A 16,626-nucleotide genomic window follows, 5' to 3' on the forward strand; every position below is an offset into this window, starting at 1 on the left:
AGCGGCTCCGCACCGCACCGCTTCGACTTGTCAGGAATCTCGTGAAACCCTTCGACCCGAGACTGCTTCGCTATGCGCGCGCAGCCCGCGGCGTTCTGCTCATCGGGGCCGGTCTCGGCCTGCTGCGCACCGGGGCAGTACTCGCCTGGTCATGGTGCCTGGCGCAGGCGATCACCGCTGCGGCGCTCCCATTCATGGACGGGATTCCCGGAGTACGGGGTCGCATCGACGAGGGGGCGTTCGCTCCGGATCAGGTGCCGTGGCTCGTGGCCGGTGCTCTGGCTGCCGTGCTCGTGCGATCCGCCGCGAGCTGGGGCATGGACGTCGTCGCCGCGCGGGGCGCCGTCGCCGTGAAGGCGCAGCTCAGGGCTGCGGCGCTCGACGCGCTCGACCGCCGTACCCCGCAGCGTGATGGCGGCGCGAGCGACGCCGAGCTCGCGACGGTGCTCGGGCGCGGGCTCGACGCGCTCGACGGCTATTTCTCGGGGTACATTCCCCAGCTGATCCTGACTGGGGCGGCGACGCCGATCCTGATCCTTGCCGTGCTCCTCGCCGATCCACTGAGCGGCCTGATCGTCGTCGTGGTGTTCCCCGTCATCCCGGTGTTCATGATTCTGATCGGCCTCGCAACGCAAACGGTGCAGGATCGGCAGTGGGATCAGCTGCAGCGACTATCGTCGTCGTTCGTCGATGTCGTCGCAGGCCTCGCGACGCTGCGGATCTTCGGGCGCGAGCGGCGTCAGGTCGCGCGCATCGCTCGGGAGACCGACGAGTACCGCTCGCGCACCATGACGGTGCTGCGCGTCACGTTCCTCTCCGGGTTCGTGCTCGACCTCGCCGGCACGTTTTCGATCGCGCTGGTCGCTGTGACGGTGGGCACGCGGCTCGTCAGCGGAGAGTTTCCCCTCGGACTCGGCCTGTTCGTACTCCTGCTACTGCCGGAGACCTTCGTGCCGATTCGGCAGGTGGGCTCGGCCTTCCACGCGTCGACCGAGGGTCTCGCGGCCGCCACCCGCGTCTTCGACATCATCGAAGACGACGGCGACGCTGCACGTGTGCGCTCGGCGACTGCTGCGGCGCCGGCTGCAGCGGGGGCGGGCGCCGATGCGGAAGCGGTTCGCGGCGTGCGTTTCGACGCCGTGAGTGTGGCGCGCGGTGGGCGCCGCGTGGTGGGCCCCGTGAGCTTCGACGTCGCCCCCGGCGAGGTCGTCGCGCTCGTGGGCCCTTCGGGCGCCGGCAAGTCCACGCTGCTTGCAGCCCTCCTCGGCTTTACCGCGCCGATTCGCGGTACGATCACCGCGCCCGAGCGCCTCGCGTGGGCCGGCCAGCGCCCGGGCCTCCTGCACGGCACGATCGCCGACAATGTCGCGCTCGGTGCCGATTCCATTGATCATGAGCTGGTGCGGTCGGCACTGGCCGACGTGGACCTCGCAGACCTTGATACGGCGTTCGAGCTCGGCGCCGGTGGTACCGGGGTGTCAGGCGGACAGGCGCAGCGCATCGCCGTGGCGCGCGCACTGTACCGGGCGCGCGTACTCGACTGCGGCGCGCTCGTGCTCGATGAACCGAGCTCTGCCCTTGACGCCGCGAGCGAGGCGCGCATCGGCATGATCGCCCGCGCCGAAGCCGACGCCGGCCGTGCCGTGCTCCTCGTGACGCACCGCGCCGCGCTGCAGGCGACGGCCGACCGCGTCGTGCAGGTTGTTCCAGCCGCCGCCGAAGCTCCCGGCACCGAAACGTCCGTCTCGGAGGTGGCATGATGAGTCGGCTCACCGAAACCGCGCAGCGAACGGACGGGCAGCGCACCGGCCTGAGGCGCACCGCAGCACAGCGGGCCGTGCTCGAGCGCGCGATGCCCAGCCGTCGACGTCGTGCTCCCGGCATCGTGCTGGGCATTCTGGCCGATGCCTGCGTGGTGGGCCTGCTCGGTCTGAGCATGTGGCTCATCGTTCGGGCGGGCGAGCAGCCACCCATTCTCCACCTCACGTTTGCGATCGTGGGGGTGCGGGCGCTCGCGATCGGGCGTGCCGCGTTCCGCTACGCGGAGCGTCTCTTCAGCCACAATGCGGCGCTCGCGCAGCTCGCCACGCTGCGGTCGCGCACCTTCGCAGCCCTCGTGCCCCGGGTGCCGGGCGGCATCGAGTCCCATCGCCGCGGAGAGGTGCTGGCCGCGTTCGTCGATGACGTCGATCAGCTGCAAGACGAACCCCTGCGCGTGCGTCAGCCGCTCATCGTGAGCATTGCGGTCACGGCCCTCAGCGTGGTGGTCATCGCGGTGATCTCCCTGCCCGCCGCCCTGGTGCTGCTCGCGGCGCTGCTCGTCGGTGGCGGCGCAGCTGTGGCCGTCGCCTCGCGTTTCTCGGGGGCCGATGATCGCCGGGTGAGCGCCGCGCGCGCTGACGTCGTCGACGCGCTCCTTGAGCGGTTCTCTGCGGCCGAGGTGCTGTCCGCATTTGGGGCGGTGGATCACCAGCGCGCTCGCATCAGCGACGCCGAGCGTCGGCTCGCGCAAGTGCAGCTCCGCCGCATCCGCACCGCCGGATTCTCGGGCGCCGTGCTCGGCCTGGCATCGGGACTCGCGGCGATCGTCGGCCTGCTCGTGATGCTGCCTGCGCTCGGCGCGGAACCCGGTGCCCTCACCGCACCCCTGTTCGCTGCCGCCGTCGTGGTTCCCGCGGCGGTGTTCGAAGTGTTTGCCCAGGTGCCGGCAGCGCTCAGTGCCCGGCGCGCAGTGCAGGCGAGCGCGGAGCGCGTCGCCGACTTGACCGAGCGCTCGCTTCCGGCTGAGCTCGTGCCGGCCGCGTTCGCCGACGACGCAGATGAGACCGTGTCGGCGTGTGTGCCCGAACCGGGGGCACCGCTCGTCGAGGTGCAGCAGCTCGCGGTGCGACACCCGGGCGCCGACCACGATGCGGTCTCGGGCGTCTCGTTCAGCGTTGCGGCGGGGGAGACGCTCGTAATCACCGGCGCGAGCGGGGCCGGCAAGTCCACGTTGGCTCTGGCACTCGTGCGCTTCCTCGAGTCGCGCGGCGGGTTCGCAGTCGGTGGCCGGGATGCCCGCGAACTGGCACCCGAGAGCGTGCGCGAGATCATCGGACTCTGCGAGCAGCGCCCGTACCTGTTCGACTCCGACCTGCGGCAGAACCTCAAGTTCGCTCGCGACAGCGCTGCACGCGGTTCGGCGACCGATGACGACCTGTGGGCCGTGCTCGACCGAGTCGGGCTCGCCGATTGGGCACTGGAGCGCGGCGGACTCGACGCGCGTCTGGGCGCCGACGGCGCGTGGATTTCGGGCGGTCAGGCGCAGCGCATCGCGCTCGCACGCGCCATCCTCGCGGACTTCCCGGTGGTCGTGCTCGACGAGCCGACTGCCGGGGTTGACCGCGAACTCGCCGATCGACTGCTGACCGACCTGCTCGGCGCGGTCCCCGCTGACCGCGCGGTGATCCTGATCACCCACACCGAGCTGCCGGAGGGGATCAGCGCGGCCCGTCTGTCGCTCTGACCGGCTCCCAGCTCCGGTCGAGCACGGCGCGGAAGCGCTCGAGTCGCTCGGGGTTGGGCGAGACGAGAGGCGTGCCGTCGAGGTGCGTGACCGGCCGGATGCCGTGCAGCGCATTCACCGCCCACATTTCGCTCGCGCGGAGTTCGTCGGGGGTGACACGCGCGGGCGACAGGTTCGTCACTGCCGCCCGTAGTGTGGCCTCAGTGACCGATGGCACGCGAGCGGCCTGCGCCACGACGGAACCCTGGTGCGCGGTTCCGCGATCCGGCCACCAGATGACGCTGGTCGTCGCGCCCTCGAGCACCCAGCCGGCCTCATCGGTGAGCAGCGGCTCGGCCCCGAGGTCTCGGATCAGCGCGCCGTAGCGGGCGATATTGGGGCCCTTGCGCTCGGCCCCGGGTGCAACGCCGCGCGGCGCCGACGCAAGTGACACCTGGTCACTGAGCACGGGGAGCGGGCGCAGCGCGAGTGCCAGACTCGGTGCGGACGCCTCAGCGGTGGACTCAGCACTTGCCGACCAGAGTTCGAGCCGAGGGAATCCATCGCCCGACACAGCGATGCGCTCGCGGGCCTCGGAGATGAACGCGGCGAGTGCCTCCGCGATGCGTTGCGGGTCTGCGGTGCGATCGTGCTCCAACCACGCGGCGCTTGCCGAGGCGGCGAAGCGCGTCAGATGCGCACTGAATGCCCGCACCTGGGGTTCGCCCGCGTGCGTGCTGACTCGGAAGGAGTCCGCGGCGAGCAGGTGCGGCTCGGAAGCCGGCTCGTGGCGCCCCGCGCCACTCGAGACCGACAGGGAGCTCACGCGGAGCTCCGGTGCGGAGCCGGGTGATCGCTATCGGGCGCCGCAGCCGGTGCTGCGAGCACCGAGTATCCCGCGGGCAGAGAAGCTCTGCCGGTGAGCGTGAGCAGCAGCGTGGCGCCAGACCCGCCTCGGGCCGCGAGCGACCCGGCCAACTGCAGGCCACCCGCGAGCACCTCGGCCGGCGGATCGCCAGGCCTGTCAGACGATGCACCGCGTGAGCCGGCGGTGGCGCGTTGAATGTCGAGACCGTGCACCACGAGCTCGAAGGCCCGGGTCGGCAGATATACATCGAGTCGCATGCCGCCCACGATCGTCTCGATCACCGGGTTGCCGGCGTCGCGCACGGCGCGCAGCACGCGGGCGGCGATCTCCGCGAACGCCAACGCCGGGTCAGCGCCGAGTGCCGCGCCGGCATCGACGCCGCGCTGCAGCACGGCGGCCTCGTCTGCGCTGGGCTGCGCGAGGGTGCGCGCGTAGTAGTCCTCGGCGCTGCGCACCACCTCGACATCTGTGGGCCGGGCGAGGTACGTTTCGACGGTGAGCAGGGCCCGGCTCGTGTGCCCCACGAGCGCGCGCAGGTTCCACGCGCCGAGCCCAGGCCCCTCCCAGTCCGCGTCGCCGAGCGCATCGACGACCTCGACCGCCCAGACCGCGGCCGCAGCGAAGTTCGTGCGCGACTCCGCGATTCCGTCGATCTGCATGTCGCGAGCGTAGCACCGGCGGTACGCTGTGACGATGCCCGAAGACCGGTCCGATCCGCGCGCTGCACCGAGTGGTGCCGTGCGTTTCTTGGGCACGTTTATCGAGGACGCCGTCGAGCTCGCCCGGCGCTTTGCGGCCACAGGACGGGCCTGGTGCTGGTTCGATGGCGCGGTCTCGGCGCCCGGAGAATCGCGAGTGTCGTACTTCGCGCTCGCGTCGGAGGTGCGCCGTGCCGAACGCGGACGCGAGTCGGCATTTCTCGATGCGCTGCGGGCGGACGATGCGGCACCGACCGCGGGCACCGGCGACCGCCCGGTTCGCAGCGGTTGGGCCGGCGGTTGGGCGGTGGCGCTGGGGTACGAGTTCGGAGTCGCGCTGCTCGGCCTCGAGCCGCTTGCCGATGTCGACCACCGAGTCCGCGACGATCGTGATGCCCAGCTCGCACCCGGGTTCGCGCTTCGCTGCGAGGTGGTGCTCGCCATCGACCACGAATCGCTGACCGCGCGACTGCACGGCCCGAGTGAACACGCGATCGACGCCTGGCTCGCCGAGCACGGTGGCCTCCTCGCCGCAGCGGCATCCGCGCCGGCACCCACACCCACACCCGCAGCCGAACCCGGGCCTTCGGCCGATCCGCGTGGCGCCGCAATCGCGCCCGGGGCACAGGTCTCAACGCATCCGCAGTGGCGCCGCGACGACGCGAGCTACGCAAGAGAAGTGGATGCGTGTCGCGCCGCGATCCGGGCGGGCGACGCGTACGTGCTGTGCCTGACTGACACGGCGGATGCGGCGGGGGTTCCGCACGATGCGCGCAGCGCCGTCGACATCTATGCGCGGCTGCGCGCCGTCGGCACGCCGATACGCGGCGGCATCATCGATGCGGGAGACCGGGCGCTCGTGAGCGCCAGCCCCGAACGATTCCTCTCCGTGCGCGGCGATCGTGTGGTGACGCACCCGATCAAGGGCACACGGCGCCGAGGCGACACCGCCGCCGCAGATCGGGAGCTCGCGGCGGAGCTCGCGGGAGACCCGAAGGAGCGCGCCGAGAACCTGATGATCGTCGACCTGATGCGCAACGATCTGAGCCGCGTGTGCGTGCCGGGCACGGTGCGGGTCGAGCGATTCCTCGAGGTCGAGAACCACGCGCACGTGCATCAGTTGGTGAGCACCGTCGCCGGCCGGTTCACCGAGCACGCTGGAATCTGGGACGCGATCACCGTGGCATTCCCGGGCGGATCGATGACGGGCGCCCCCAAGCGGCGCGCAGTGGAGCTGCTCCAGGAAATCGAGGGCGGCCCGCGCGGGCTCTATTCGGGGTGCTTCGGATGGGTCGATCGCGGAGGCGACGCCGAGATCGCCATGACCATCCGCAGCGTGGAACTGCTGCGCGAGCGCCGCGACGGCGGCGCAACCGCCACCGTGGGCGCGCGCCTCGGCGCGGGCGGCGGCATCACGATCGACTCGGTGCCGCAGCGCGAGGTCGCCGAGAAGCACCTCAAAGCGGCGGCACTGATGGCCGCGCTGACGCCCGAGGCGATCGCGGACTAGGCGCCGGACGCCTCACCCTCGGCGATGCTCGCGAGGCCTTCGGTCGCAGCGGTCCACCCTTCGGTGAAGCCGAGGTCCGCGTGCGTCTGGCGATCCCGCGCCGTCACATGACGAGCGGTCGCCCGATATTCCGTGCCCTCGGGGTGATCGGTGAATGTGAATTCGGCGGTGAGAGCGATCGGAGCGGGAGCCACCGGTCGCCACTCGGCGTCGATCGCGTTGGTGAAGACGATGCGCCGGGCCGTTTCGGCCGTGAGGAAGACCGCGCTCATGTGCGGAACAAACGTCGAGCCGTCCTCGCTCATGCGGGTGACGAAGGCACCTCCGGGCACGAGCTCCAGGCGGTCGATGCGGGTGGTGATCGGTCCCGGGATCCACCACTGCGCGAGGCGCTCCGGGTCACTCCACGCCCGCCAGACGACCGCTCGCGGCGCGCGAATGATGCGGCTGACTTCGAGGTCGAGCTCGGCGTCGAACGGGGTGAATGACATGTCGGCTCCTGTCGGTGAGTGCCGGGTGCTGTCGGCATTGGATGGCGGATCGCACGGCGTCGTCTCAGTATGCGCCGCAGGCGCGGTCGACGCGAGCATTCCGCAGCGCTCGACGCGGTATCCTGGACGGAAGTGTGCGCTCGCGACGGCGGGCGATTCCGAACGAGATCGAGGTATGTGTGACCGAGCAGCAGGGCCGCGACGCCGAAGGCTACGACTTCCAGGCGATTCAAGACCGCTGGCTTCCCGTATGGGATGAGCTGAAGCCCTTCGAGGTGACGAACGAGGGTTCGGAGAAGCCGAAGAAGTACGTGCTCGACATGTTCCCGTACCCCTCGGGCGACCTGCACATGGGCCACGCCGAGGCGTTCTGTTTCGGCGACGTGCTCGCGCGGTACTGGCGCGGGCGCGGCTACGACGTGCTGCACCCGATCGGCTGGGACTCGTTCGGTCTCCCCGCAGAGAACGCGGCGATCAAGCGCGGCGTCGACCCGCGCGAGTGGACGTACGCGAACATTGCGCAGCAGAAGGCCTCGTTCCGCCTGTACGCGCCGTCGTTCGACTGGAGCCGCGTGCTCCACACGAGCGATCCCGAGTACTACCGCTGGAACCAGTGGCTGTTCCTGAAGATGTACGAGAAGGGTCTCGCGTATCGCAAGGCGAGCTGGGTCAACTGGGATCCGGTAGACCAGACCGTGCTCGCCAACGAGCAGGTGCTCGCCGACGGCACGTCCGAGCGCTCGGGCGCGATGGTCGTGAAGAAGAAGCTGACGCAGTGGTACTTCCGCATTACGGACTACGCGGATCGCCTGCTCGACGACCTCGACAACCTCGAAGGCCAGTGGCCCACCAAGGTGCTGAACATGCAGCGCAACTGGATCGGCCGCTCGCGCGGTGCCGAGGTCGAGTTCGAGATCGAGGGCCGCGATGAGAAGGTGCCCGTCTTCACGACCCGTCCCGACACCCTGCACGGGGCGACCTTCATGGTCGTGGCCCCCGACTCCGACCTCGCGGCCGAACTCGCCGAGGGCGCGTCCGAGGAGTCGCGTGCGGCGTTCCAGGAGTACCTGGCCGCGACGCAGAAGCAGACCGAGATTGAGCGTCAGAACGCCGATCGCGAGAAGACCGGCGTCTTCCTCGACCACTTCGCGGTCAACCCGGTGAACGGTGAGCGCATCCCGGTCTGGGCCTCCGATTACGTGCTCGCCGATTACGGTCACGGCGCGATCATGGCGGTGCCCGCGCACGACCAGCGCGACCTCGACTTCGCGCTGAAGTTCGAACTTCCGGTGCGCGTCGTCGTCGACGTGCGCGACGCCGACGGCGCCGAGCTGCCCGATCCCGCCGAAAGCGGCGTCGCGACGGCAGGCGAAGGCGTGCTGATCAACTCGGGCGAGCTCGACGGCCTGCCGAAGACCGAGGCGATTGCGCGCGCGATCGAGGTGCTCGAGCAGCGCGGCACCGGCCGCGCATCGACGACCTACCGCCTGCGCGACTGGCTGATCTCGCGCCAGCGCTACTGGGGCACGCCGATCCCGATCTTGCACGGTGCCGATGGCGAGATGCGCCCGGTCGACGCCGATGCGCTGCCGGTCGAGCTGCCCGCCTCCGAGGGGCTCGACCTCAAGCCGAAGGGCGCTTCGCCGCTCGGCGCGGCCACCGAGTGGGCGACCGTGGTCGACCCCGAGACCGGCGACACTTGGACGCGCGACCCCGACACGATGGATACGTTCGTCGACAGCTCGTGGTACTACCTCCGGTTCCTGTCGGCGACCGACAGCACGCAGGCGTTCGACCCCGAGGTCGTCAACGCCTGGGGTCCGATCGATCAGTACGCGGGTGGCGTCGAGCACGCCATTCTGCACCTGCTCTATTCGCGCTTCATCACCAAGGTGCTGCACGATCTCGGCTACCTCGACTTCGATGAACCCTTCACCTCGCTGCTCAACCAGGGCATGGTGCTGCAAGACGGCGCGAAGATGTCGAAGTCGAAGGGCAACCTCGTCGAGTTCGCGAGCGAGCTGCAGGCGCACGGCGCCGACGCGCTGCGCGTGACGCTCGCGTTCGCCGGCCCGCCCGAAGACGACATCGACTGGGCCGACGTGTCGGTGCAGGGGTCTGCGAAGTTCCTGGCGCGCGCCTGGCGCATCGTCGACGACGTCGAAGCCTCGGGTGCGGCCCGCGGCGCCGACTTCGCGGCGGGCGACAAGGCACTCCGCCGGTCGACCCATCGCTTGCTCGCCGACGCCCCGGGGCTCGTCGAGGCGTACAAGTTCAACGTCGTGGTCGCGCGCCTCATGGAGCAGGTCAACGTGACGCGCAAGGCGATCGACTCGGGCGCCGGTGTTGCCGACCCGGCCGTGCGCGAGTCGGCTGAGGCGATCACCCAGATCCTGTCGCTCTTCGCACCCTACGCGTCCGAAGATATGTGGGCGAAGCTCGGGTACGAGCCGAGCGTCGCGCTCGCCGAGTGGCCGTCCGCCGACGAGTCGCTGCTCGTCGAAGACGAGGTCACCATGGTCGTGCAGGTCGATGGCAAGGTGCGGGATCGCCTGACGCTTCCCGCCTCGGTGTCTGAGGCGGACGCCGAAGCAGCGGCCCGCGCATCGGCCGGTGTGCAGCGCGCGATCGGCGACCGCCAGATCGTCAACGTCATTGTGCGCGTGCCGAAGATCGTAAGTATCGCGACGAAGCCCGCGGCGTAGGTCGCGGCGGCGCGGCATCGTGCTCGCGCTGTGCCGCACGCGTCCACAGCGTCGCGTATGACGCCCGTGGTGGAGATCTGTTCACAGATTGCCACCACGGGCGTTGTGCGTACCCGACGCCCCCATAGCGTTTCGGCATGGATGTGGAGCAAGCCGGTCGCGGTGCGGCAAGACATGAAGCGATCGAATCACCTCGTGGGCCCGAGACTCAGGCAGTGCTGCATGACACCGTGCCGGTCGATATCGCCCCCGCCTGGACATCGGAGCGTGTGCTCGAACGCGGACACTGGGCCCGAGGCGAATCCTCGGGTCTGTCGAGCGATGCTGCCCCCGGGGCGCTGGCCTGGGCACCCGCGACGCGCGTCCGAGATCGGCTGAAGCGTGCGGTTGCTCTCCCCGTGCTTGTCGGCGTGGTGGTATTCGTCGCAGCCGTTGCCGTGGCGATTGGGTTCACGATGGTCCGCGGGCACGCGGTGCCCGCGGACGCAGCCTCCCTCGACACCGATCTCGTTGCTGGGGAGAACACCGGCGATGGTGATACCGATGAGGGTGCTCTTACCGATGGAGTGATCGAGTCAGGGGGCGGCGCCGCACGTGAGCGGTCGTCGAGCGGTGCAGACCCTGCTGCAGCCGGCGGCACGGTGACCCTGCACGTGGTCGGCGCGGTGGCAGCCGCGGGCGTCGTCGAACTGCCTGAGGGTGCTCGGGTGTCCGATGCGATTGCTGTGGCGGGCGGCGCCACCGAAGCGGCTCAGCTCGATGCGGTGAACCTGGCGCGCACCGTCGTCGACGGCGAGCAGATCGTCGTGCCCGACGCCGCGCTGGCTGCGGTCTGGGCCGAACAAGGCTCGGGAGGGCTCTCCGCTGGGCAGAGCTCGGCGGCCGAGGCACCGCCGGGCTCTGGAGGGCCCGGAGGGGCAAGCGCGAGCGCGGGCAAGATGTCGCTCAACTCGGCGACGATCGCCGACCTCGAGACCCTGCCGCGGATCGGGCCCGCGCTCGCGCAGCGCATCATCGATTGGCGGGAGGCGAATGGCGGATTCGGCTCCGTGGATGAGCTGCTCGAGGTCTCCGGGATCGGAGCGAAGACACTTGAGGGGTTCAGAGATCTGGTCGTGCCGTGACCCGCCGCCCCGCACCCGCGATCGATGATCCCTCAGCCGTGAGCGGCCACTCCGCACCCACGACCGACCAGTTTGTCTCCGCGACGCGCGCGCCACCGGGAATCTGGCGGCTCTTCGCCCCGGCACTCGTGATCTGGGCCGTGGTGTCCGTGTGCATCGTGCTCCCGGGCACCGGCGGCCGGCTTGCTATCGGGGCGGCACTAGCCGGCACGATCGCGATCATCTTGACGCGCTGGTTGACTGCGCGACGTGTGCTCGCCTGCGTGGTCGTGCTGTGCGGGTTCGCCGTGGTGCTGGGCGCGCGAGTGGACGCGCTCGAAACGGTCCGAGCCGACCCGGGGTTCCGCAGTGCGGCCGAGCGCGGCTCACCGCTCGAGCTCGAGGTGACGCTGCGTGCGTTTCCGAAGCTCGGCACGGATGCCGACGGACGACGTGCCGGGTGGGTGTCTGCTGCAGCTCAGAGTCGCAGCGGGGCGGTGCCGGTGGTGTTGTGGTTCGACGACCCGAAAGGGGTGGAGCAGTGGGCCCCGGGCTCTCGGCTTCGGGTGCAGGGCCGACTGGTGATGCTCGAACCCGGCTCATCGGCCGCATACGGCGTGCGCGTGTCGGAGGCCGAGATGAAGAGCGACCCCGATGGGGCGAATACGGTGCGTCGAGCGCAGGCGGCACTTAGCCGGTGGGCGACGCATCTGCGCGGGGGATTGCGCGATCTGTCAGCGGGCGCACCCGGGGCATCGCTCGTGCCAGGATTTGCCGTCGGCGATACGTCCCTGGTTTCCGAGCAGCTGAACGCCGACATGCAGCAGAGTTCATTGACCCACCTCGTCGCGGTGTCCGGCGCCAATTGCGCGCTGGTCGTGTCGGCGATGGCTTCGGTCGTCGCGAGACTCGGTGTCGGGCGGCGGGGGCGAATCATCGGTTCGGCGGTGGCACTCCTCGGCTTCGTCGGTGTGGTCGGGCCCGATGCGAGCCTGCAGCGGGCAGCGGTGATGGCCGCGGTCGTGCTGGTCTCCGGGTACGGCGGAAAGCGCGCATCGGCGCTTCCCTGTCTGGCGCTCGCGATTCTCACCCTGCTGATCGCTGATCCCTGGCAGGCGCTGCAACCCGGTTTCGCGCTCTCGGTCACGGCCACCGCGGGCATCCTGCTCTGGGCACCCGGCATATCGCGAGCGATTGGTCGAGTGTTCGCGGTGCCGCAGTGGGTGCGCCTCCCCGTTGCGGTGGCGATCGCCGCACAGTTCGCCTGCGGGCCACTCTTGCTGCTGGTGCAGGATGGCTTTCCTGCTGCCGGCTTGGTCGCGAACGTGCTCGCCGCGCCGGCCGCGCCGTGGGGCACGGGCCTCGGACTGCTGGCCATGCTCGCGGAACCGGTCTCGAGCTCGGCCGCGGCGGTGTGCGTGTGGGGCGCGGCGATTGCGGCGAGATGGATCGAGGCAACCGCTGCGGTGACCGCAGCGCTTCCGGCCGCGCGTTGGCTCTGGCCGGGTGGGTGGAGCGGCGCGCTGCTGCTCGGAGCGGTCGAGGCGCTGGTACTGATCGTGTGGTGGATCCTGCGCGATCGCCCGGGAGAGGGAGGAGGCCGGTCGCAAGGCCTGAGTGCTCGGGGGAGTCGCAGCGCAGGCGAGGTGGGTCGAGAAGCCTGCGCCGAATCTTGCTCCTCGCTGGCGAGCGGGCCCGACCCCTGGGGCGAGGTGCGCCCGCGTCCGACCAAGATACGGGTCTGGCTCGCCGCACTCTCGGCTGCGGCTGCCGGAGTGTTCCTCGGCCCGACGTTGATCGTGCCGACTGCGGATCAGATCGGCACTCCCGGAGACTGGAGCGTGGTGGCCTGCGACGTGGGGCAGGGTGACGCACTGATGCTGCGCGACCCCGCCGCACCTGACGCGGTCATGATGGTCGACACGGGCGATGACGTTGATTTGCTGACCGCATGCCTGGATCGTTTCGGCATCGGGCGTGTGGCGATCCTCGTCCTGTCCCATGACGATCGCGACCATGTCGGTGCCCTCCCGGCCATCATCGATCGTGTCGATCGTGCCTTGGTCGCGCCGAACAATCGTGAGGACGGGGACGCGAGGCCGGTCGTCTCAACGCTCTCGAAGGCCGGCGTGCCCGTGACTCCCGGGGTCGCCGGCGTGCGTGGTGCACTGGGAGACCTGCGCTGGGAAGTGCTCGCGCCCGCCCCAGATATCGTGCCCGCTGATACGAACGCGGCCAGCCAGGTGCTGCACGTTGACACCGGTGAATTCACAGTGCTCCTCCTCGCCGATACGGGGGAAACCGAGCAGGTTGCACTCGAACGGTCAGGCGCAACGCTCGAGGCTGACGTCATGAAAGTCGCGCATCACGGCTCGTCTGACCTCGATCCGGCGCTATTTGCGCGCGTGCACGCCGAAGTCGGATTGATCTCGGTCGGGGCAGACAACTCGTACGGTCACCCAACGGCCTCCGCGCTCGACGGGCTGGCGCGGGCGGGGACGCGAGCGCTGCGCACGGATCAGCTCGGGTCCATCGCGCTGAGCGGGCGTGCGGGGGCGCTGCGCACCTGGGTGGAGCGGGGGAGATGAGGTCAGCTCTCCGCCGGTATGGACGGCCGCAGGCGTCTCGATGTCGGAGCGCGCCGGTAGGCTGGTGAGGTGGCACAGGCACGGAAAGCGGCACCCCGATCGGCTTCTGCGAAGGCGAAGATTCAGCAGCTCGACTGGAGCGAAGCACGACCGGCTTCTGTCGTGCTCATTTCAGGTCCCGAGGCCTTTCTCGCCGACCGCGCCGGCCAGGCGATCAAGTCTGCTCTCGTCGATGCGCACACCGACCTCGAAGTACACGATGTCGATGCCGCTTCGTACACGGCAGGGGAGCTCTTCACCATCGCCAGTCCGTCGCTCTTTGCTGAGCCCCGACTCATTCGGGTCGACGGCGTTGAGAAGTGCTCCGACGCGTTCCTCGAAGATGCGAAGCGTTACGTGGTCGAGCCCGCAGACGACACGACGCTCGTGTTGCGACACTCGGGCGGGCAGCGCGGAAAGGCGCTGCTCGATCTGGTGCGTGGTGGCGCGGGGGCCGGCATCGAAGTGGTCTGCCCTGAAATGAAGAAGGATCAAGACCGACTGGCGTTCGTGCAAGCCGAGTTCCGTCGGGCCGGCGCGCAGGCGACTCCGGGCGCCGTGCGCCAGCTCGCTGCGGCGTACTCAGGCGGAATCGGTGAGCTCGCCGGTGCGATCACGCAACTCGTCTCTGACGTAGGTACGCGCATTGACGAAGATCAGGTCACCCGCGCCACCGAAGGGCGCGTGGAGACGAACGCCTTCCGCGTGGCAGACGCCGCGACAGCGGGGCGCGCAGCCGACGCGCTCGTGCTGCTGCGTCAGGCGTTCTCGACCGGCACCGATCCGATTCCGATGCTCGCGGCATTGAACATGAAGGTGCGCGCGATGGCTCGGGTGTACGGAGCCGCGGGATCCGGCGGCCAATTGGCGAAGGAGCTCGGCATGGCACCGTGGCAGGTCGACCGCGCATTGCGTGAGGTGCGGGGGTGGCGCGAGGAGGATCTCGCGCGGGCCATCGATCTGGCCGCGGAAACCGAGTGGCTGCTGAAGGGTGGCAGTCGTGATCCCGAGTACGCGCTCGAGAAGTACTTGCTGTTCGTCGCGAAGCGCGGCAGGGTGTCGTTGCGCTGAAATGCGGTGGCGCGCGCGAAGCGCGTCGTCCTCGCGCGGCACGTCATCGACCGCTGGAAAATGGCGCACGAAAAAGGGCCCCGCCGAAGCGGGGCCCTCAAGACTGCTGCGCAGTGAGCGTTAGAGCGCTGCGACCTGTGCAGCGAGGCTCGACTTGCGGTTCGCAGCCTGGTTCTTGTGGATGACGCCCTTGGAGACGGCCTTGTCCAGCTTGCGGCTTGCAACCTTCAGCTTTGCCTCGGCAGCTGCCTTGTCGCCACCGGCGATAGCGGTGCGGGTCGCGCGCACGACGGTGCGGAGCTCGCTCTTGTACGCACGGTTGCGCTCGGTCGCCTTGAGGTTGGTCTTGATGCGCTTGAGCTGCGACTTAATGTTTGCCACGTTGAGATGTGTCCTTTGAAATCCAGTTGACGGGTTTGATCCGCACGGTGAGAGAGGGCACCTTACGGGAGGTGTGGTTGTTGACCACACGCAAGCCAAGAGTCGAGTCTAGCAGAACTCGGAACGTGATACCCGGCATTGCTGCCGTGTCAAGAATGTCGGTGGTCCCTGGTGAGATGGAAGCATGACCCCCGACACCCGTGAGCACCCCGCCACAGGCGGCGAGATGACTGTGGCTGGTGCGGCCGCAGGAGGTCTGTCGGCTCCGTCGGCTCCATGTTCCGCAGCCGGTGCGGCTCGGCGTGCGCGCGTCGATGAGTTGCTGAACTGGGTGGAGCACCTCGAAGGCGTGCAACGGGCCCTCGATGCGGCGCGGAGCGAGTTTCTCGGTGCGGCGGTCGAGCTGGCCACCGAACCCGGTGAAGGGCGGAGTACCGAGTTGGAGTACCGGTCACTGCGTGCGGAGGCGGCACTCCTGCTGGGAACGAGCGAGCGCGCCGCCGAGGCGCGCATGGATGCGGCGTACACGCTGCGTCGTCACTATCGCGGCGCGCACTCGGCACTCGCGAGCGGCGAGATCTCGGCGACGCATGCGCGAGTCATCGTGGATTCCGGCCTCGTGATTGGGGCGGGCGATGCCTCGACCACCGCCGCGCGCCGCGCGGACTATGAACGCGCAGTGCTCGTGCACGCGCGCGTCGAGACTGCCAACCGACTGCGGCCAATCGCGCGCAGACTCGCCGAGGAGTACGCCGAGCGCACCCTCGATGAGCGACACGAGGAGGCCGTGCGCCAGCGCCGCGTTGTCGTGACCGCGGTCGCCGACGGAATGTCCGAGCTGACGGCGGTACTGCCGACCGTCGAAGCCTTCGCGATCCACGACCGGTTGACGCGCATCGCTCGCGAGGTGGATCGAGTGTCGACGACTCGAACACGTGACCAGGTGCGAGCCGACGTACTGTGTGACTTGGTGTTGGGAGGCAGCGGGGCGGGGCTGCGTATTGCGCGACACCCCGACGGCAATCGGGCCGGCGAATGCGCCATCGATGCCCGCGTGCAGGTCATCGTGCCGTGGGAAGCGCTACACGCGCCACGATCGGGCAATAGCGCACCTGTGGCAGAGCTCGTCGGTGCGGGCCCGGTACCGCTGCAGGGCATCCGCGCACTCGCGGCCACCTCACCCGTGTGGCAACGCGTCGTGACGCATCCCCAGACCGCCGACGTGCTCAGCGTTGACCGGTACCGCCCGAGCGCGAGCATGCGCCGTCGGCTGGGAGCACGCGATCGGCACTGCCGCTTTCCCGGGTGCGGCGTCCCCGTCGCGCGGTGCGACCTCGACCACACGGTCGACGCGGCGCTCGGCGGTGCGACTGCCACCGACAACCTCGCCCACCTGTGCCGTGGTCACCACGTGCTGAAACACCACTCCGATTGGCGCGTGCGGCAGAGCGACGACGGTGTGCTGCACTGGACGAGTCCCGCTGGTCGTGCATACGCAGACCGGCCTCCGGGCCGCGTGAGATTCGCGCGTTCCGCTGAGGGGGCTGCGTCGGCGAGAAGGCCGCCGGGTGACGATGAGGTTGGAGACCAATCGGATGGCGATGCGTTCAGAAGGCCCTACCCGGGTGAGCCCTTCTGATGCTCCAGAACGACCAGATGTCGGCACGCGCGCGATCCGGCGCCTGCGC

At 69.6% G+C, this 16,626-nt stretch carries 12 protein-coding genes; 8 read left to right on the forward strand and 4 right to left on the reverse strand.

The features are described from left to right. Positions 1-41 precede the first annotated feature (41 nt). Together cydD and cydC are read left to right on the forward strand one after the other, a co-directional pair. On the forward strand, positions 42-1,760 hold the full coding sequence (gene cydD, locus AMS67_RS16280; protein WP_053388261.1) for a thiol reductant ABC exporter subunit CydD: 1,719 nt from the start codon (positions 42-44) through the stop codon (positions 1,758-1,760). Further along, positions 1,757-3,505 (forward strand): thiol reductant ABC exporter subunit CydC, encoded by a 1,749-nt coding sequence (gene cydC, locus AMS67_RS16285; RefSeq protein ID WP_241488121.1) that lies wholly within the window; start codon positions 1,757-1,759, stop codon positions 3,503-3,505. The genes cydD and cydC overlap by 4 nt, the downstream gene beginning before the upstream one ends. Here the strand turns inward: cydC and AMS67_RS16290 are convergent. Next, positions 3,480-4,310: an aminotransferase class IV gene (locus tag AMS67_RS16290; RefSeq protein ID WP_053388262.1), complete on the reverse strand. Its 831-nt coding sequence runs from the start codon at positions 4,308-4,310 to the stop codon at positions 3,480-3,482. The two genes, cydC and AMS67_RS16290, sit on opposite strands and share 26 nt — an antisense overlap. Beyond that, a complete protein-coding gene (locus AMS67_RS16295) occupies positions 4,307-5,011 on the reverse strand; it encodes a maleylpyruvate isomerase N-terminal domain-containing protein (protein WP_053388362.1) in 705 nt (234 codons plus the stop codon). Before AMS67_RS16295 ends, AMS67_RS16290 begins: the two co-directional genes overlap by 4 nt. 34 nt (positions 5,012-5,045) lie before the next feature. Between AMS67_RS16295 and AMS67_RS16300 the strand changes: the two genes are divergently transcribed. Next, a complete protein-coding gene (locus tag AMS67_RS16300) occupies positions 5,046-6,560 on the forward strand; it encodes an anthranilate synthase component I family protein (protein ID WP_082305588.1) in 1,515 nt (504 codons plus the stop codon). Here AMS67_RS16300 and AMS67_RS16305 read toward each other — a convergent pair. After that, positions 6,557-7,051 carry an SRPBCC domain-containing protein gene (locus tag AMS67_RS16305; RefSeq protein WP_053388264.1) on the reverse strand — a complete coding sequence of 165 codons (495 nt, stop codon included), beginning with the start codon at positions 7,049-7,051 and terminating at the stop codon, positions 6,557-6,559. The two genes, AMS67_RS16300 and AMS67_RS16305, sit on opposite strands and share 4 nt — an antisense overlap. 179 nt (positions 7,052-7,230) lie before the next feature. Here AMS67_RS16305 and leuS point away from each other — a divergent pair, with 179 nt between their 5' ends. The 4 genes from leuS to holA all read left to right on the forward strand — a co-directional run bounded on the left by leuS (position 7,231) and on the right by holA (position 14,557). Next, on the forward strand, positions 7,231-9,756 hold the full coding sequence (gene leuS, locus AMS67_RS16310; RefSeq protein ID WP_082305572.1) for a leucine--tRNA ligase: 2,526 nt from the start codon (positions 7,231-7,233) through the stop codon (positions 9,754-9,756). A 215-nt stretch (positions 9,757-9,971) separates the two neighbouring features. Then, complete coding sequence (locus tag AMS67_RS16315) at positions 9,972-10,880, forward strand: ComEA family DNA-binding protein (RefSeq protein ID WP_053388265.1); 909 nt, start codon at positions 9,972-9,974, stop codon at positions 10,878-10,880. After that, a complete protein-coding gene (locus tag AMS67_RS16320; protein ID WP_241488122.1) occupies positions 10,877-13,447 on the forward strand; it encodes a ComEC/Rec2 family competence protein in 2,571 nt (856 codons plus the stop codon). The genes AMS67_RS16315 and AMS67_RS16320 overlap by 4 nt, the downstream gene beginning before the upstream one ends. A gap of 69 nt (positions 13,448-13,516) precedes the next feature. Continuing rightward, positions 13,517-14,557 carry a DNA polymerase III subunit delta gene (holA, locus tag AMS67_RS16325; protein WP_053388266.1) on the forward strand — a complete coding sequence of 347 codons (1,041 nt, stop codon included), beginning with the start codon at positions 13,517-13,519 and terminating at the stop codon, positions 14,555-14,557. Positions 14,558-14,677: 120 nt separating this feature from the next. Here the strand turns inward: holA and rpsT are convergent, their stop codons facing one another. After that, positions 14,678-14,938 (reverse strand): 30S ribosomal protein S20, encoded by a 261-nt coding sequence (gene rpsT / locus AMS67_RS16330; RefSeq protein WP_053388267.1) that lies wholly within the window; start codon positions 14,936-14,938, stop codon positions 14,678-14,680. A gap of 184 nt (positions 14,939-15,122) precedes the next feature. Between rpsT and AMS67_RS16335 the strand changes: the two genes are divergently transcribed. Beyond that, positions 15,123-16,577 carry an HNH endonuclease signature motif containing protein gene (locus AMS67_RS16335; protein WP_053388268.1) on the forward strand — a complete coding sequence of 485 codons (1,455 nt, stop codon included), beginning with the start codon at positions 15,123-15,125 and terminating at the stop codon, positions 16,575-16,577. Positions 16,578-16,626 lie beyond the last annotated feature (49 nt).

Source organism: Leucobacter japonicus (assembly GCF_001273855.1).
GTDB classification, from domain to species: domain Bacteria; phylum Actinomycetota; class Actinomycetes; order Actinomycetales; family Microbacteriaceae; genus Leucobacter; species Leucobacter japonicus.